This is a genomic window from Stenotrophomonas sp. CFBP 13725 (assembly GCF_014841935.1).
Classification (GTDB): Bacteria; Pseudomonadota; Gammaproteobacteria; order Xanthomonadales; family Xanthomonadaceae; genus Stenotrophomonas.
Genome location: NZ_JACYUV010000014.1, coordinates 24,071 through 41,487, shown reverse-complemented (window position 1 = coordinate 41,487; position 17,417 = coordinate 24,071). Strand labels below are relative to the sequence as shown.

At 64.5% G+C, this 17,417-nt stretch carries 17 protein-coding genes and 2 tRNA genes; 14 read left to right on the top strand and 5 right to left on the bottom strand.

The genetic code is table 11. The features are described 5' to 3' along the window. Positions 1-98 precede the first annotated feature (98 nt). From IFT65_RS16820 to IFT65_RS16790, 7 genes are all read left to right on the top strand, one after another. A complete protein-coding gene (locus IFT65_RS16820; RefSeq protein ID WP_249405202.1) occupies positions 99-2,468 on the top strand; it encodes an XVIPCD domain-containing protein in 2,370 nt (789 codons plus the stop codon). Positions 2,469-2,666: 198 nt separating this feature from the next. Further along, entirely contained in the window at positions 2,667-4,157 is a 1,491-nt protein-coding gene (gene trpE, locus IFT65_RS16815; RefSeq protein WP_188325263.1) for an anthranilate synthase component I, read from the top strand. 69 nt (positions 4,158-4,226) lie between these two features. Next, positions 4,227-5,009 carry an SIMPL domain-containing protein gene (locus tag IFT65_RS16810; protein WP_192082532.1) on the top strand — a complete coding sequence of 261 codons (783 nt, stop codon included), beginning with the start codon at positions 4,227-4,229 and terminating at the stop codon, positions 5,007-5,009. A gap of 3 nt (positions 5,010-5,012) precedes the next feature. Beyond that, positions 5,013-5,591: an aminodeoxychorismate/anthranilate synthase component II gene (locus IFT65_RS16805; RefSeq protein ID WP_188325261.1), complete on the top strand. Its 579-nt coding sequence runs from the start codon at positions 5,013-5,015 to the stop codon at positions 5,589-5,591. A 29-nt stretch (positions 5,592-5,620) separates the two neighbouring features. Beyond that, complete coding sequence (gene trpD, locus IFT65_RS16800) at positions 5,621-6,652, top strand: anthranilate phosphoribosyltransferase (protein WP_188325260.1); 1,032 nt, start codon at positions 5,621-5,623, stop codon at positions 6,650-6,652. A 55-nt stretch (positions 6,653-6,707) separates the two neighbouring features. Continuing rightward, entirely contained in the window at positions 6,708-7,502 is a 795-nt protein-coding gene (gene trpC / locus IFT65_RS16795; protein WP_192082530.1) for an indole-3-glycerol phosphate synthase TrpC, read from the top strand. Continuing rightward, positions 7,499-8,215 (top strand): haloacid dehalogenase-like hydrolase, encoded by a 717-nt coding sequence (locus tag IFT65_RS16790; protein ID WP_188325258.1) that lies wholly within the window; start codon positions 7,499-7,501, stop codon positions 8,213-8,215. Before trpC ends, IFT65_RS16790 begins: the two co-directional genes overlap by 4 nt. Positions 8,216-8,529: 314 nt before the next feature. Here IFT65_RS16790 and IFT65_RS16785 read toward each other — a convergent pair whose 3' ends face one another. Then, positions 8,530-9,291: a sulfite exporter TauE/SafE family protein gene (locus IFT65_RS16785; RefSeq protein WP_188327371.1), complete on the bottom strand. Its 762-nt coding sequence runs from the start codon at positions 9,289-9,291 to the stop codon at positions 8,530-8,532. A 438-nt stretch (positions 9,292-9,729) separates the two neighbouring features. Then, a complete protein-coding gene (gene crp, locus IFT65_RS16780) occupies positions 9,730-10,419 on the bottom strand; it encodes a cAMP-activated global transcriptional regulator CRP (protein ID WP_188325257.1) in 690 nt (229 codons plus the stop codon). A gap of 150 nt (positions 10,420-10,569) precedes the next feature. Between crp and speD the strand changes: the two genes are divergently transcribed. Next, positions 10,570-11,364, top strand: coding sequence for an adenosylmethionine decarboxylase (gene speD / locus IFT65_RS16775; protein ID WP_188325256.1), 795 nt, complete (start codon positions 10,570-10,572; stop codon positions 11,362-11,364). Between the two features lie 167 nt (positions 11,365-11,531). Beyond that, positions 11,532-11,852 (top strand): quaternary ammonium compound efflux SMR transporter SugE, encoded by a 321-nt coding sequence (gene sugE / locus IFT65_RS16770; RefSeq protein ID WP_188325255.1) that lies wholly within the window; start codon positions 11,532-11,534, stop codon positions 11,850-11,852. A 1,725-nt stretch (positions 11,853-13,577) separates the two neighbouring features. On the opposite strand, the gene coq7 is transcribed toward sugE, so the two are convergent. Next, positions 13,578-14,222 (bottom strand): 2-polyprenyl-3-methyl-6-methoxy-1,4-benzoquinone monooxygenase, encoded by a 645-nt coding sequence (gene coq7 / locus IFT65_RS16765; RefSeq protein ID WP_192082529.1) that lies wholly within the window; start codon positions 14,220-14,222, stop codon positions 13,578-13,580. Positions 14,223-14,418: 196 nt separating this feature from the next. On the opposite strand from coq7, the gene rplM reads away from it, so the two are divergent. Together rplM and rpsI are read left to right on the top strand one after the other, a co-directional pair. Continuing rightward, the gene (gene rplM / locus IFT65_RS16760; RefSeq protein ID WP_006398837.1) at positions 14,419-14,847 is read left to right on the top strand and encodes a 50S ribosomal protein L13; all 429 of its coding nucleotides are present in this window, start codon (positions 14,419-14,421) and stop codon (positions 14,845-14,847) included. A gap of 2 nt (positions 14,848-14,849) precedes the next feature. Further along, positions 14,850-15,242 carry a 30S ribosomal protein S9 gene (gene rpsI, locus IFT65_RS16755; RefSeq protein ID WP_188325253.1) on the top strand — a complete coding sequence of 131 codons (393 nt, stop codon included), beginning with the start codon at positions 14,850-14,852 and terminating at the stop codon, positions 15,240-15,242. 254 nt (positions 15,243-15,496) lie between these two features. Here the strand turns inward: rpsI and IFT65_RS16750 are convergent. Both IFT65_RS16750 and IFT65_RS16745 read right to left on the bottom strand, forming a co-directional pair. Further along, positions 15,497-15,571, bottom strand: a tRNA-Gln gene (locus IFT65_RS16750). Positions 15,572-15,622: 51 nt separating this feature from the next. Further along, a tRNA-Met gene (locus IFT65_RS16745) sits at positions 15,623-15,699 on the bottom strand. A 119-nt stretch (positions 15,700-15,818) separates the two neighbouring features. Here IFT65_RS16745 and IFT65_RS16740 point away from each other — a divergent pair. The 3 genes from IFT65_RS16740 to bfr all read left to right on the top strand — a co-directional run bounded on the left by IFT65_RS16740 (position 15,819) and on the right by bfr (position 17,339). Beyond that, the gene (locus IFT65_RS16740) at positions 15,819-16,433 is read left to right on the top strand and encodes an RNA pyrophosphohydrolase (protein ID WP_188325252.1); all 615 of its coding nucleotides are present in this window, start codon (positions 15,819-15,821) and stop codon (positions 16,431-16,433) included. Positions 16,434-16,556: 123 nt separating this feature from the next. After that, a complete protein-coding gene (locus IFT65_RS16735; RefSeq protein WP_188327370.1) occupies positions 16,557-16,763 on the top strand; it encodes a (2Fe-2S)-binding protein in 207 nt (68 codons plus the stop codon). 105 nt (positions 16,764-16,868) lie between these two features. Beyond that, on the top strand, positions 16,869-17,339 hold the full coding sequence (bfr, locus tag IFT65_RS16730; RefSeq protein WP_192082528.1) for a bacterioferritin: 471 nt from the start codon (positions 16,869-16,871) through the stop codon (positions 17,337-17,339). The last annotated feature ends 78 nt before the right edge of the window (positions 17,340-17,417 follow it).

Below are 17,417 nucleotides of genomic sequence, written 5' to 3'. Positions count from 1 at the left end.
AAGCCCTTGGCGGGTGACATTAGCAGAACTTTCTGTTATTCGATGATGGCCGCGACTGAGGAAAGTCGCGTGCTTTTCACTGTGCAATGGAGCTTGCCATGAGTGATCCCGAGATCGAGGCGCGTGTACGCGCCATCCACGAGCAGAACCTTCTCGTCCGGCAATTGCGCGACAGCGGCAATGACGAGCAGGCGAGCAGGCTTCAGGAAACCCACCACGCACGTGAAATGTCGGGGCTGGCCGCTGACGTCTATCTTTCGGCCAAGCACGAAGGTGAAGCACCGACCGGCTGGGTACGGGGTAGCGCTGATCCCGGCGCAGTACGTGCTGTGGGAATCGACCTGTCGGATGCGCAGCTCTCTGACCTTCTGCATCCGCGGCAGTCCGGTTTTCGCGCGGAAATCTATATTCCGGACAAGCGCGTGCTCGGAGAGGATGCGAAGCCTGTCATCGTCTTCAAGGGGTCCACGGGCGAGATCATTGACCCGTCCGCCTTGGGCGGTCGGCGTGAATCCGCGAGCGAGGACTTCCTCAATAATGGCCAGCAGGGAGTTGGCATGCGCAGCGATTATTACGATCGCGCCATGGCACTTGCGGTGCGCGTCCAACAGCAGGTGGGCGAGAACTTCGAAATCGCCGGTCACTCGCTTGGTGGCGGCATGGCGTCGGCGGCATCGGCAGTGACGGGCGCCCGCGCGACCACGTTCAACTCCGCCGGCCTGCATCCGCAGACCGCAGCACGCTATGGGGAAGACAACGGGCTGCCCACCTTCAACACCCGCGATACGGTCCACACTTATGAAACCAGCGGCGAGGTCCTCAATGACGTGCAGAACGGGCTGCAGCGGCTGAGCGATCGCCAGCGGCAGGACTTCGGCCTGCTGGCCAATGAAACCACGATGCTGCTGCGCCAGCCGATGATGCAGGGCCTGGTCACCGGCAAGCTGCAGGCGGCGCTGCCCGAGCACGCGCAAGAGGCCGCCACCCAGCTGATCGAGCGGCTGGCCACTGAACCCGGTGCGCAGGCGCTGCGCAGCGTGCCGGTTGCTGCCGGCAGGATGGAGATCCTGCTGGACCCCAAGACGCGCGACGCGCAGGGCAACCTGATCGACCGGGCGCAGGTAGCGGCTCCCAGCCAGGTGGCCGAGCTGGCCGGCCCGTTGTCGACCGTGCTGGTGGCGGGGGCACAGGGCATGCGGGGCGGGCGGCTGGCCGGCGAGCAGATCGAGCGCATGGGCGCACTGGGCGGCAAAGGGCTGGACGTGGCCGGTGATGTCATCCAGCAGGGCGCGACGATGCAGGGCAAGGCGATCGGCAGCGTGGTGGATTTCGGCGGTACCAGCCTGCGCGTGGGCGTGCAGGGCGGGGCCACGGTGATCGCGCAGGGACGCGAACTCGCCGGCCAAGTCGAGGCGATCAAGCACCGCGTGGAAGGCTATCGCGACCGCACCTTGAGCGGCTGGGGCGCCACCGTGGCGGGCTGGGTGGGCGCTGACGAGACGGCCGAGCAGCTGCGCCAGCGCGGCACACAGTCGCAGGCCGACCACGCGCTGAAGGCCGAACAGGCCACGCAGCAGGCGGCAGGCGACGCCGCCCGGATCCGGGCCGGCGGTGAGCACATCGGTGCGCAGATCCAGGCCGGGACGCAGTGGTCCTCCGATGGCCTGCGCAACGGCTATGCCCAATACGGTGCCACCCTGAACCAGGCCGCCGACTGGAGCGGGCAGCAGGTGGCCGGTGTCACCTCGTATGCGCCCGTCGTGCTCTCTTCCGTTGGCGGGGCGACCACGGCGCTGGGTTCGGCGCTGGCCACCCACACGCCCGCACTGACGATGCCGCAGAACGAACGGAACCTGGCCAGTACCACCGCGTTCACAAGCAACATCAGTGCAGCGTTCGGTGAAGCGACGGCGCGCCACGGCATGGCCGACACGGTGATTCCCAGCCTGGATGCGGAAATCCAGAAGCAGGAAGCCGCCGCCCGGACGTTGCTTGAAGTGCAGCAGCAGGCGCCGTCACCCGCGGCCCGCCCGGTGTCGATCAACGATCCGGACCATGCTGATTTCCGGTTGTTCCAGGGGGCGCAGAGCGGGGTCCACCGTATCGACGCCAGCTACAACCGCGTGCCTGACCTGCAGAGCGATCAGCTGGCCGGCGCGCTTGCCGCCAAGGCAAAGCAGGATGGCCTGCAAACCATCGAGCAGGTGATGCTGAGCGATGACCGGGCGCGCGCCTTCGCGGTGGACACGGCCGATGCCGCGTCCTTCACCAAGCGCTATGCGTATGTGGATGTCGCCTCCGGCCTGCAGCAGCCGTTGAGCGTCAGCACCGAGCAGGCGGCGGAGGTTGACCGCCAGCGGCAGGCACCGGCCATCACGCCGACGCTGACGGCAGGCATCGCTGCCGAGCAGCAGGAACAGCAGGATCACGCCCAGGAGCAGCAGCGCGCCGCCCTGCGCATGGCCTAGCGGGCGCGGGTCGGGGCACGGTGGGCGGGCCGCTGGTGGGCTTGCCCGGCTTCCGCCCGGCCCCACCCATGCGGTACAGTGGCCCGGTGTCCATTCTGACGACCCCGCATAGTCTTTCTTCCGCTCGCCGTTGGTGGCGATGGTGGCCTGTAGCCGTCGTCCGTCCCGCCACCGCCGCATCCCGGAAGGAAAGTCGTGTTGAATACCCCCGCTCAGTTCCAGCAGCAGGCCGCTGAAGGCCACACCCGCATCCCCGTCGTCCGTGAAGTGCTGTCCGACCTGGACACGCCGCTTTCGGTCTATCTGAAGCTCGCCGACGGCCCGCACACCTATCTGTTTGAATCGGTCGAGGGCGGTGAGCGCTTCGGTCGCTATTCCATCATCGGTCTGCCGGCGCGCCGCGTGTACACCTTCCGTGGGCATACGTTGTCCATCGCCGAGAACGGCGTGGAGGTCGAACGCCGCGAGGTCGCCGATCCGTTCGCCGAAGTAGAGGCGCTGCGCAGCGCGCATTCGGTGCCCAAGCTGGACGGTCTGCCGGGCTTCACCGGCGGGCTGGTGGGCTGGTTCGGATTCGAGTGCATCGGCTACATCGAGCCGCGCCTGGCACCGCCTGCGGGCCGCGATGAGCTGGGCACGCCGGACATCCTGCTCATGCACTCCGAAGAGCTGGCGGTGTTCGACAACCTCAAGGGACGGCTGTACCTGATCGTGCACGCCGATCCTCGCCAACCGGGTGCGTGGGACGAGGCACAGACGCGACTGGACGGTTTGGTGGCCAAACTGCGCGCACCGGGTGCGGGCTATCCGGCACCGTTGCACAGCGACGTGCTGGACGAAAGTGACTTCATTTCAGGCTTCACCCGCGACGGGTTCATCGACGCGGTGGAGCGCAGCAAGGATTACATCCGCTCCGGCGACATTTTCCAGGTGGTGCTGAGCCAGCGCCTGAGCGTGCCCTTCAAGGCGCGGCCGGTGGATGTCTACCGTGCGCTGCGTGCGCTCAATCCATCGCCCTACATGTACTTCCTGGATGTCGGTGACATGCAGGTCGTGGGCTCATCGCCGGAGATCCTGGTCCGCCTGCAGCACGACGCCAATGGTGTCGGCGAAGTGACCGTGCGCCCCATCGCCGGCACGCGTCCGCGTGGCGCCACCGTGGAAGAAGACAATGCGCTGGAAGTGGAGCTGCTGGCCGATCCGAAGGAGCGTGCCGAGCACCTGATGCTGATCGACCTGGGCCGCAACGACGCCGGCCGGGTATCCACGGCCGGTACGGTGGAGGTCGGCGAGCAGTTCGTGATTGAACGCTACAGCCATGTGATGCACATCGTCAGCGAAGTGACCGGCACGCTGCAGCCGGGTCTGAGTTATGCCGATGTGCTGCGCGCGACCTTCCCGGCCGGGACGGTCAGTGGCGCGCCGAAGATCCGCGCGCTGGAAGTGATACGCGAACTGGAACCGATCAAACGCAACGTGTACGCCGGCAGCATCGGCTACATCGGCTGGCACGGTGATGCAGACACGGCCATTGCGATCCGCACCGCGGTGATCAAGGACGGACGCCTGCACGTGCAGGCCGGCGCTGGCATCGTCTACGACTCCGACCCGCAGAAAGAGTGGGACGAAACGATGAACAAAGGCCGCGCGTTGTTCCGTGCGGTCGCCCAGGCGGCGAAGGGCCTGTAATCCTTGCATGCGCCGGGTGACTGCGCCGGGCGCGTTTGTGCTTTTTCCCTCCATGACAAGGAATACCGCATGAAGCTGTCGAGCGTTCTGCTGTGGTCGTCGCTGCTGGCTACGCTGGCACCTGAGGCGTTGGCGCAGGCCAACACGATCCCGGACCAGCCGCACCTGCTGGTGAAGGGCGAAGCGCGCCGTGAGGTGATGCCCGACCGCTTCACCCTGCAGTTGACGCTCGCCCAGGTCGACATGGATGCCGACACGGCGCGGGCCAAGGTGCAGGAGGATGCCGCGCGCGTGCTGGCGCTGTTCAAAAAACACGGCGCAGTGGCCGGCAGCGTGCGCGCGGACAACCTCGAGATCGGGCCGGCACACCGTTACGAGCAGGCCCGCCAGGTGTTCATTGGTACCCGCGTCAGTCGCCGCTTGAAGGGCAGCTTTGCCAGCCCGCAGGCGATGCAGGGATTCCTTGGTGCACTCAATGCCAGTGACACGCTGCAGGTCAGCAGCCTGGCGCCGGGCTACTCCGATGTTGTCGCGCTGCGCCGTGAACTGAAAAGTGAGGCCGCTGCACAGACCCGGGACTCGGCCAAGGCCTTGGCAACCGCCTATGGTGCACGCATCCGCGGCCTGTACAGCATCTCCGACGTGGCACCCAGCTTCGCCTACGGCGTGCAGGCCGGGCGGTGGCCCACCGAAGGCGAGTCCGTTATCGCCGAGACGCGACCGACGGATCTGGTCACTCCGCCCGCGCCGCCATCTCCGCAAGCGCCCTACACGCGCGAATCAATTGAAGCCGGACCCATCACGTACACCGAGAATGTGTACGCCATTTTTCTGATAAGCGACGGAACCTGATCCATGTTGTGGATGATCGACAACTACGACAGCTTCACCTACAACCTCGTGCAGTACCTGCAGACGCTGGGTGCCGAGGTCAAGGTGGTGCGCAACGATGCCATGACGGTCGATGAGATCGCCGCGCAGAGACCGGAGCGCATCGTGATTTCACCCGGGCCGTGTACACCCAACGAAGCGGGTGTGTCGCTGGAACTGATCCAGCGGCTGGGCCCGACCACGCCGATCCTCGGCGTCTGCCTGGGCCACCAGGGCATCGGCCAGGTGTACGGTGGCACGGTGATCCGTGCCGGCAACATCATGCACGGCAAGACGTCGGCCATCCGACACGAAGGCAAGGGCGTGTTCGCTGGGCTGCCCGATCGCTACCAGGCCACGCGCTACCACTCACTGGTGGTGGACAAGACGCGGCTGCCTGCATGCCTGGAAGTCACGGCCTGGACCGAGAACGACGACGGGTCGGTCGAAGAAATCATGGGGCTTCGCCACCGCGAACACCCGGTGGAAGGCGTGCAGTTCCATCCCGAATCCATCCTGACCGAACACGGTCACGCGCTGCTGCGCAACTTCCTGCAGCGTTGATCTGCAGGCTGACTCCAAGGAATCCACTGATGCACTTCTCCCCCCAGGAAGCCCTGCAGCGCACGATCGAGCATCGCGAGATCTTCTTCGACGAGATGGTCGATCTGATGCGGCAGATCATGCGCGATGAGGTATCGCCCATGATGACCGCAGCGATCCTGACCGGCCTGCGCGTCAAGAAGGAAACCGTCGACGAGATCGCGGCGGCTGCTACGGTGATGCGCGAATTCGCGCTCCCGGTGCACGTCGCCGACACGCGCCACCTGGTCGACATCGTCGGCACCGGCGGCGATGGCTCGCATACCTTCAATATCTCGACCTGCTCGATGTTCGTCGCTGCCGCCGCTGGCGCACGCGTGGCCAAGCATGGTAATCGCAGTGTCTCGTCGAAGTCCGGCAGTGCCGATGCCGTGGAGGCGCTCGGCGCGGTGATCGAGTTGCGGCCGGAGCAGGTAGCGCGCGCGATCGAGCAGACCGGCATCGGCTTCATGTTCGCGCCGATCCATCACCCATCGATGAAGGTGGTCGCACCGGTGCGGCGCGAAATGGGGGTGCGGACGATCTTCAACATCCTCGGGCCGCTGACCAATCCGGCCAGTGCGCCATCGGTATTGATGGGCGTTTTCCATTCGGACCTGGTGGGCATCCAGGCGCGCGTGCTGCGTGAGCTGGGTACCGAGCGGGCGATGGTGGTCTGGGGTCGCGACAACATGGATGAGATTTCGCTCGGCGCCGGCACGTTGGTCGGCGAGTTGCGGGATGGGAAGGTGCGCGAGTACGAGATCCATCCGGAAGATTTCGGCATCGCGATGTCGGCCAGCCGCAATCTGCGCGTAGATGGACCCGAGCAGTCCATCGCCATGTTGCGGGCCGTGCTGGACAACGAAGCGGGCCCGGCACTGGACATCGTGGCGTTGAATGCAGGCGCGGCCTTGTATGTGGCCGGCGTTGCTGACGACATCGGCGATGGCCTGGCGCGGGCACGCGCGGTGATTGCCGATGGCAGCGCCCGCGACCGTCTGCAACAGTACGTCGACATCACCCGCGTACTGGCAGGCTAGGCTGAAAAGCCGGAAACGACTTAATCCCCTCCGTCCCCTTTTTTCTGTGAGCATCATGAGCGACATCCTGCAGACGATCCTGGCCCGCAAGGCCGAAGAAGTGGCCCAGCGCCGCGCTGCCGTGCCGCTGGAACAGCTGCAGGCGCGCGTGGCGGCAGCTCCGCCGGTGCGTGGTTTCGTGCGCGCGCTGCAGGCGGCGATCGCCAACGGTGACCCGGCGGTGATCGCCGAGGTCAAGAAGGCCAGCCCGTCCAAGGGCGTGATACGGCCCGATTTCCATCCGGCTGACATCGCGGTGAGTTATGAATTCGGCGGTGCAAGCTGCCTTTCCGTGCTCACCGACGTGGATTTCTTCCAGGGCAGCGATGCGTATCTGCAGGAGGCTCGCGAGGCCTGCACGCTGCCGGTGCTGCGCAAGGACTTCGTGATCGACGCCTACCAGGTGGTCGAAGCACGCGTGCTCGGGGCTGACTGCATCCTGCTGATCGTTGCGGCATTGGACGACCGCCAGCTGGCGGAGCTGTCCAGCCTGGCGATGGAGCTGGGCATGGATGTGCTGGTGGAAGTCCACGATATCGATGAACTGGAGCGCGCCCTGCAGGTGCCGGTGCAGATGATCGGCATCAACAACCGCAACCTGCGCACGTTCGAGGTTTCGCTGCAGGCCACGCTGGACATGCGCACCGCCGTGCCGAAGGACCGTCTGTTGGTGACCGAGAGTGGCATCCTGGCACCGCAGGACGTGGCCCTGATGCGCAATGCCGGGGTCAACGCGTTCCTGGTCGGTGAGGCCTTCATGCGCGTGGAGGAGCCCGGTGAGGGCCTGCGTCAGCTATTCTTCGCTGCATGAGCACGATCTATCCAACTCCGCAGGACAGTGCGCCGCTGGTGGTGTTCGATTTCGACCACACCCTGTACGACGGTGATTCCGGCAGCCATCTGTTCGCGACGCTGATCAAGCGCAACCCGCTGCGGTTGCTTGCTGCGCTGCTGGTCACGCCGGTGGCCGGCCCCTTGGTGGCGATGCTGCCCACGCGCCGTGCCGGCATCTCGATCTACGTGTGGATCGCGACCTTCGGCATGCATCGGGCGCGCGAGTTCAACCAGGTGATCGACGCGTATGTGCTGAAGAACGAGCCCAGCCTAAGGGCCAAACTGTTGCCGCAGGCGCTGGAAGTCTTCGCTGCGCACCGGGCTAAAGGCGACCGCGTGGTCGTGGCGACGGGTGCGCCGCCTGAGCTGGCCAAGGCCATCCTGGGCTTCGTCGCCCATGTGGATGTGCCGGTGATCGGCAGTGAAGTCGGGCCGCGTTTCGGTGCCGTTGGCGCCACCCGTCACTGCCACAACGAAGAAAAGATGCGGATGCTGCGCGAGCGTGGCTACGGCAACATCGACGTCGCCTACTCCGACAGTACGGCGGATCTTCCCCTGCTGGTTGCGGCGAAAGCGCCAGTGGTGGTCAATCCGAAGCATGGCAGCGTGGACTTCTTCCGTCGCGTGCTGCCGGAAGGCACCCGCATCCTCAACTGGGGCTGCGCGGACCGCGGTGGTGAAAAGGTCTGATCGACGGCGGTCGTAGCCGGCCTGCCGAATGCGCCCAGACGAGGGTAGAGCCGACTTCAGTCGGCTGCCCTGCACGCGAAAGCAGCCGGCTGAAGCCGGCTCTACCGACAGCGCCGCATCGCCTCACACCTGTAGCGCCGAGCCGTGCTCGGCGGCATGCCGACGGCCGACCCAGTCTGCCGGACGTGGGGGTAGAGCCGACTTCAGTCGGCTGCCCTGCACGCGAAAACAGCCGGCTGAAGCCGGCTCTACCCTCGGTCCTGCGCAGGGAGCCAGCCGGCTGAAGCCGGCTCTACCGACAGGCATGCGCGGCGTTACCGGCCCAGCAGGCCGATGGCTGTGTGGCCGATCTGGTACAGACTGATCGCCAGGACCAGTACGCCAACGGCGACAAGTACCCAGCGCTCCTTGACCCGCTTCACCAACACGGCGGCCAACGGCGCGGCCATCATCCCGCCTATCAATAGTCCCGCCACGATCTGTAGGTGATGCAGGCCCATCGTCAGCAGGAAGGTTGCAGACACCGTCAGCGTCACCACGAACTCTGCTGCATTGACGGTGCCAATGGTCGTACGGGCTTGGCCGCCGCGTGCCAGCAGGGTAGAGGTGGCAACCGGACCCCATCCGCCACCGCCGGTAGCGTCGAGGAAGCCGGCGACCGCACCCAACAGAGGGACGCGCTTGATGTCGCCCTTGGGCATCAACCGGCCTGCCGCGCGCAGCAGAATGACGATCGCAAGCACCAGCAAATACAGATAAATCAATGGCCGGATGACGTCTCCGGGCAGCTGGGTGAGGCCATATGCGCCGACGGCTCCGCCGATTGCGCCAGGGATGGCCAAGCGCACGAACAATTTCCGGTCCACGTTGCCGGCCACCAGGTGCGAAACGCCGGACGCGCCGGTAGTGAATACCTCCGCCGTATGCACGCTGGCGCTGACCTGCGCCGGTGGCAGGCCCATGCTCAACATCACCGAAGACGACACCAGACCGAAGGCCATGCCCAATGCGCCGTCGACCAGCTGTGCGCCCAGGCCGATAAGGATGAACCACCAGAATTCGCTGCTCAGCTCCATGCGCGCAGCCTGCGGTGTGGAGGAATATCGGTCAAGCCACTGCCCGCCACTGCACGCGGTGAGGGTAGGCATGGGCGCGGTAGAGCCGACTTCAGTCGGCTGCCCTGCGTGGGAGGCAGCCGACTGAAGTCGGCTCTACCAGGCGTTGTGGGAGGCAGCCGACTGAAGTCGGCTCTACCAGGAGTTGTGGGAGGCAGCCGACTGAAGTCGGCTCTACCAGGCGTTGTGGGAGGCAGCCGACTGAAGTCGGCTCTACCAGGAGTTGTGGGAGGCAGCCGACTGAAGTCGGCTGTACCGGGCGTTGTGGAAGGCAGCCGACTGAAGTCGGCTCTACCAGGCGTTGTGGGAGGCAGCCGACTGAAGTCGGCTCTACCAAGCGTTGCGGAAGGCGGCCGACCGAAGTTGGGGCAACCGCGCGGCCCGCTGTACGTGGACGCGTCAGCGCGTCCCGTACAGCACCACGGTCTTGCCGCGGGCATGCAGCAGGCCGTCGACCTGCAGCTTCTTCAGCACGCGTCCGGCCATTTCGCGGGAGCAGCCGACCAGACGGGCCAGCTCCTGCCGGGACACGCGCAGTTGACTGCCCTGCGGGTGGGTCATGGCCTCCGGCTCCTCGGCCAGGTCGTGCAGGGTGCGCACGATGCGGTCCGTCACGTCCAGGAAAGCCAGGCGACTGGCCTTGCGGCTGGTATCCAGCAAGCGCTTGGATATCTGCTGGCCCAAGGCATACAGCAGGCGCGGGGCATCAGTGGACAGCGGGCCCAGGAACAGCTGGTGCAGGCGCTCGTAGCTGATTTCGGCCAGCTCACAGGCGGTCCGCGTCCGCAGGATCACCTCACGGCGGTCCGACTCCACGAACAGGCCCATTTCGCCGACGAACTCACCGGTGCCGAAGTAGCCGAGCACCAATTCACGCTCTTCATCCTCTTCAGCAATTATTGAAACGGATCCACTGATTACGTAGTACAGCGTGCCAGCCGGGTCTCCGGGGCGGAACACGTCAGTGCGGGCAGGGTAACGGCGCCGATGGCTGTGAGCCAGGAAGCGGTCGATGGTAGCAATGTCCAAAGCCAACGGACTGGTAGCAAGGCGCACGGTTGACACGATGGTGGCGCTCCCTCTGCGCATGAACGGATTCACGGGGTGTGGGAGCAGCTTAGCGGAGCGGAAATGTTAAGAGCAAACAGATTGCAGGAACCGTTCGTTCGTTCAGGCTCCCCCCGGCGGCACAATTGCCTCATAATTGTTCCTTTCCCCGCTCTTACAGGATCGACCGCCGTGGTCAAGCCGTTGCCTCGCCTGAGGTTGCAAGGTTTCAACAACCTCACCAAGGCGCTGAGCTTCAACATCTATGACGTCTGTTACGCCCGCACCGAAGAGGAGCGTCAGCGCTACATTGATTACATCGATGAAGAGTACAACGCCGACAGGCTGACTCAGATTCTCACGGACGTTGCCGAGATCATCGGCGCGAACATCCTCAACATTGCGCGCCAGGATTACGATCCGCAGGGTGCTTCGGTGACGATCCTGATCTCCGAAGAACCGGTGATCGACAAGAAGCTTGCCGGCAAGGAGTTGATCTCCGATGCCGTGGTTGCGCACATGGACAAGTCGCACATCACGGTGCACACCTATCCGGAAACGCACCCGCAGGAAGGTATTGCGACCTTCCGCGCCGATATCGACGTGGCAACCTGCGGCGTCATTTCGCCGTTGAAAGCGCTGAACTACCTGATCGAGAGTCTGGAATCGGACATCGTGATCATGGATTACCGCGTGCGTGGCTTCACCCGTGACGTAAAGGGCAAGAAGCACTACATCGATCACAAGATCAACTCCATCCAGAACTTCCTGGCGAAGAACATCAAGTCGCGCTATGAGATGTTCGACGTCAACGTCTATCAGGAAAATATCTTCCACACGAAGATGCACCTGAAGGACTTCGACCTGGATCAGTACCTGTTTGAAGAGAAGGCAAAGAACCTTTCCTTCAAGGAACGCATGAAGATCGAGGCGCTGCTGCGTCGCGAGATCGAAGAGCTGTTCCACGGCCGCAACCTGGCCGAGTAAGAAGCCGGTCTGGCGCACTGCGCCGGAACGTTATGCAGGCGGGACGCCCCGTCCCGTGAAACAGCGATCTGCGCAGATTGGTGTTCCACGGCAGAAGACCGACCCACGGCCCGGTGTGAAAGCACTGGGCCGTTTTGTTTCCGTTATAAAAGTTGAGGAGCATCCCCATGCCCTGGATCTATCTCTTGCTGGCCGGCATCTTTGAAATCGGCTTCGCCATCGGAATGAAGTACTCCAATGGTTTCACCAAGCCGTTGCCGACCGTCGCGACGGTGGTGGCTGCGCTGATCAGCCTGTATCTGATGAGTCAGGCCATGAAAACCATTCCGGTCGGCACTGCCTATGCTATCTGGACCGGTATCGGCGCGCTGGGCGTGGCCGTGTTGGGTATTTTCCTGTTCAACGACAGCGCGTCGCCGGCCCGGCTGGGTTGCGTGGCACTGATCGTGGCCGGCGTGATCGGCCTGAAGCTGGTTTCGACCCCGTAACGCAACGCGATCTGTCCGCCATCCGCCATCACCGCACGGATTCTGTAGCGCCGAGCCGTGCTCGGCGGAATGCCGGACGCGCCACGCGATCTCCCCGGTGAGGGTAGAGCCGACTTCAGTCGGCTGGCGTTGCGGAAGGAAGCAGCCGACTGAAGTCGGCTCTACCGCGAGCCGCGAGCCGCGAGCCACCAGCCGCCATCTGCCATCTGCCGCCATCTCCCGTCACCGCACGGATTCCGTAGCGCCGAGCCGTGCTCGGCGGAATGCCGGGCGCGCCACGCGATCTACCCGTTGAGGGTAGAGCCGACTTCAGTCGGCTGGCGGTGCGGAAGGAAGCAGCCGACTGAAGTCGGCTCTACCGCGAGCCGCGAGCCGCGAGCCGCGAGCCGCCGCCCGCGAGCCGCCATCTGCCGTCACCGCACGGATTCTGTAGCGCCGAGCCGTGCTCGGCGGAATGCCGGACGCGCCACGCGATCTCCCCGGTGAGGGTAGAGCCGACTTCAGTCGGCTTGCGTTGCGGAAGGAAGCAGCCGACTGAAGTCGGCTCTACCGCGAGCCGCGAGCCGCGAGCCGCGAGCCACCGCCCGCGAGCCGCCATCTGCCGTCACCGCACGGATTCTGTAGCGCCGAGCCGTGCTCGGCGGAATGCCGGACGCGCCACGCGATCTACCCGTTGAGGGTAGAGCCGACTTCAGTCGGCTGGCGGTGCGGAAGGAAGCAGCCGACTGAAGTCGGCTCTACCGCGAGCCGCGAGCCGCGAGCCGCGAGCCGCCGCCCGCGAGCCGCCATCTGCCGTCACCGCACGGATTCTGTAGCGCCGAGCCGTGCTCGGCGGAATGCCGGACGCGCCACGCGATCTCCCCGGTGAGGGTAGAGCCGACTTCAGTCGGCTTGCGTTGCGGAAGGAAGCAGCCGACTGAAGTCGGCTCTACCGCGAGCCGCGAGCCGCGAGCCGCGAGCCACCGCCCGCGAGCCGCCATCTGCCGTCACCGCACGGATTCTGTAGCGCCGAGCCGTGCTCGGCGGAATGCCGGACGCGCCACGCGATCTACCCGTTGAGGGTAGAGCCGACTTCAGTCGGCTGGCGTTGCGGAACGAAGCAGCCGACTGAAGTCGGCTCTACCGCGAGCCGCCATCTGCCGTCACCGCACGGATTCTGTAGCGCCGAGCCGTGCTCGGCGGAATGCCGGACGCGCCACGCGATCTCCCCGGTGAGGGTAGAGCCGACTTCAGTCGGCTTGCGGTGCGGAAGGAAGCAGCCGACTGAAGTCGGCTCTACCGCGAGCCGCGAGCCGCGAGCCGCGAGCCACCGCCCGCGAGCCGCCATCTGCCGTCACCGCACGGATTCTGTAGCGCCGAGCCGTGCTCGGTGGAATGCCGGACGCGCCACGCGATCTCCCCGGTGAGGGTAGAGCCGACTTCAGTCGGCTGGCGGTGCGGAAGGAAGCAGCCGACTGAAGTCGGCTCTACCGCGAGCCGCGAGCCGCGAGCCGCAAGCCGCACGCCGCAAGCCGCGAGCCGCAAACCACCAACCACCAACCACCAACCACCAACCACCAACCACCAACCACCAACCACTAACCACCAGCCACCAACCACCAGCCGCAAGCCGCAAGCCGCGAGCCGCGAGCCACCAGCCACCCACCGTCAGCCGCAAGCCAACAGCCAACAGCCAACAGCCAACAGCCAACAGCCACCAGCCACCAGCCACCCACCACCGGCCCATCAAAGGCGGTAGGCGATCGTCTTCATGATCTTCGACGCGAGCGCCATTGCCCCGGGGATCGGGAAGGGCAGGCGGCGTGCGCCGGCCTGTTCGGCGTGCTCGGCATGCCGTGCCTCGTCTTCCTTCATCACCTTGATCACTTCCCGGCTGCGCAGATCGCCTGCGGGCAGAGTGGTCAGGTGCTCGTCCAGATGCGCTTCCACCTGGCGCTCGGTCTCTACGACGAACCCCAGGTTCCAACCGTCGCCGCGCAGTCCCGCCAATGTGCCGATCGCGTAGCTGCCGGCATACCAGACGGGATTGAACAGGCTGGGGCGGCTGTCCAGTTCGCCCAGTCGAATGGCGCACCAAGCGAGGTGATCGGTTTCCTCCTGCGCGGCCTCGAGCAGGTGGGCACGGGTCGCGGGGTCGTGGGCCACGGCGGCCTGGCCGAAGTACAAGCCTTGCGCGCAAACCTCGCCTACGTGGTTGATGCGCATCAGACCGGCCGCGTGGCGTCGTTCACTGCGGTCCATGCCCGGCTCGTCAGCCTTGGCGGCAGGGTAGGGGCGCAGGGCCGGCGGATTGCCGAACACGGTGTCCAGTGCGCGCTGCGCCTCGGTCAGCAGGTGGTCCAGCGGGGTGGTCTGGCGAAGCGCGCTCATGGTGGGGCCAATGACGTCGGGGTGCCTCCGATTCTCGCCGCCAGGGCCGCTGCTGCCAAGTCTTGCTGAGCCGGGCAACTTGCACCGCAGGCAAAAGGTGGATAAAATCCCGCCCTTGCGTTTCACCTTCACAACGCGTGGCAGAGTTCCGGCCCTCCTGGCCGCAATGAGCCCGACGACCTATATAGAGTTCTTCATGAGCACTTTCACCGCTAAGAACGAGACCGTCCAGCGCGACTGGTACCTCGTTGACGCCGAGGGCAAGACCCTGGGCCGTCTCTGCACCGAGCTGGCCCGCCGTCTGCGTGGCAAGCACAAGCCGGTCTACACCCCGCACGTTGATACCGGCGACTACCTGGTCGTCATCAATGCAGAAAAGATTGTCGTCACCGGCAAGAAGCTGCAGGACAAGATGTATCACCGTTTCACCGGTTACATCGGCAACCTGAAGACCGAATCCCTGGCTCAGGCGCTTGAGCGCCACCCGGAGCGCGTGATCGAGACCGCCGTGAAGGGCATGCTGCCGAAGGGTCCGCTGGGTCGCCAGATGTACCGCAAGCTCAAGGTCTATGCAGGCACTGAGCATCCGCACGCCGCACAGCAGCCGCAGGTTCTGGATATCTAATCATGGCTATCACTCAAAACTACGGCACTGGCCGCCGCAAGTCCTCCACCGCCCGCGTGTTCCTGCGTAAGGGTTCGGGCAAGATCACCGTCAACGGCCGTCCGCTGGACGAGTTCTTTGGTCGTGAGACCGCGCGCATGATCGTGCGCCAGCCGCTCGAGCTGACCAAGAACACCGAAAGCTTCGACATCCTGGTCACCGCCGCTGGCGGCGGCACCACCGGTCAGGCCGGTGCGATCCGCCTGGGCATCGCCCGCGCGCTGGTCGAGTATGACGAAACCCTGAAGTCCGAACTGCGCAAGGCGGGCTTCATCACCCGTGACGCCCGTGAAGTCGAGCGTAAGAAGGTCGGTCTGCACAAGGCACGTCGCGCCACCCAGTTCTCCAAGCGCTGATCCACCGCGCCTGGCGTGGGGCCCTTCGGGGCTCTGCTGGGAGGAAAACAAAAACCCGGCTTCGGCCGGGTTTTTGTTGTTTTAAAGAACGGTCACATCGTCGATCAGGACCTTATCTACCCGCCTGCATCATCCCCGATGGAGTAGAGCCCCCTTGTTGTTCAAGGGGGCGCGCCAACGGCGCGGGGATAAGGTGGAATACGCGCCCAAATACTAAAAAAGGCCTGATCAACGATCAGGCCTTTTTTAGTATTTGGCTGCCCCGGATGGATTCGAACCACCGAATGCCTGAGTCAGAGTCAGGTGCCTTACCGCTTGGCGACGGGGCAAAATAGGTAAATCAATTCTCTCACTTTCCAGGTCGAAAACCAACTCCGACATGGTGGCTATGGGTGGACTCGAACCACCGACCCCAGCATTATGAGTGCTGTGCTCTAACCGGCTGAGCTACATAGCCTTGGTGAGCCGCGTATTCTGGGCATGTGTACGAAGCATGTCAATACTTTTGTGTTCCGCTTGTGGGCCGACAGGCGGCATGGGATAGTCCCTGTCAGTAGATTTCTAGGAGTCCGCATCGTGATCGATCCGGACGGCTATCGACCGAACGTCGGCATCGTGTTGATGCGCCAGGATGGTCAGGTGTTCTGGGCACGTCGTGTGCGCCGGGATGGCTGGCAGTTCCCACAGGGCGGCATGAACACGGATGAGACGCCCGTCGAGGCCATGTATCGAGAGTTGCAGGAAGAAACGGGCTTGTTGCCTGAGCACGTTGAAGTGCTGGGAGCAACGCCTGGGTGGTTGCGCTACAAGCTCCCCGCGCGGGCGATCCGCCGCAATGAGCGACAGGTGTGCATTGGCCAGAAGCAGGTCTGGTTCCTGCTGCGCCTGACCGGTGACGAGTCGCACGTACAGCTGGATCTGACCGACAGCCCCGAGTTCGACAATTGGCGTTGGGTGGATTTCTGGTACCCGGTGGAACACGTGGTGATGTTCAAGCGTGGCGTTTATGCACGTGCGCTGCGGCATCTTGCGCCCATGGCCCGCGGTGTCGACGGTGCGGATGTATCGCAGATGCCGACAGGCGCGCAGGAGGCCTGGATGCCAGGCCATGCCGCGGGGCATGATCGCCCGAGAAAGCGGGCGACCACGAAAGGGTACTGGCCGAAAAAAGTGCAGGGCGACCCTACGTAAGGCCCGCCCGATGGTTGTGGCCTGAACCATAGCGAGAATGATTCAGGGAGTTAATTGACAACCATTCGCGTTTGAAGTGGAATGACGGCAGGCCAGTCCGGCCTGCCAGCGTCAAAGCCCACTGTGTACGTCTGCATCTGCAACGGAGTAACCGATCACCAGATCCGCGCTGCCGCGAGTGATGGCTGCACGACGGTGGCCGAGCTGACCATGCGCACCGGCTGCGGTGCCACCTGCGGTTCCTGCCTGGACATGGCCGGTGACCTGCTGGCCAAGGCGATGGGCACACATGATCTGCCGTTGCCCGTACTGGGTCTGCAGGCTGCCTGACAGTGCCTTGAGCGTGCGTGCGTGATTGAGCACGATTCGCGTTCCTTCATCGCCGCGCCAAAGCCGCTACAGTGCCTGCGTTTTCAGCGTGCAGGAGCACCCCCCATGAAAGGCGACGCCACCGTCATCCAGTACCTCAACAAGGTGCTGTACAACGAGTTGACCGCGATCAACCAGTACTTCCTGCATGCAAAGATGCTGAAGAACTGGGGCATCAAGGAGCTTGCAGAGCACGAGTACAAGGAATCGATCGACGAGATGAAGCATGCCGACATGCTGTCCGATCGCATCCTGTTCCTTGAAGGACTGCCGAATTTCCAGGCACTGGGCAAGCTGCGCATCGGCGAGAACCCGACCGAGATCCTGCAGTGCGACCTGGCGCTGGAAAGCGAGGGCGTCGTGGTGTTGCGCGAGGCCGTCGCGCATGCAGATGCCGTCGGCGATTATGTCAGCCGCCAGCTGTTCACCAAGATCCTGGATTCCGAGGAAGAGCACATCGACTGGCTGGAAACGCAGCTGGATCTGATTGCCCGCATCGGCGAGCCGAAGTACCTGCTCAGCAAGCTGGAAGACTGAGCGAAACGGTGCGCCGCGCGGGGCGCTCGCCGAGCATGGCTCGGCGCTACAGAAGCAGATGCATGCGTCCGCGCGCGC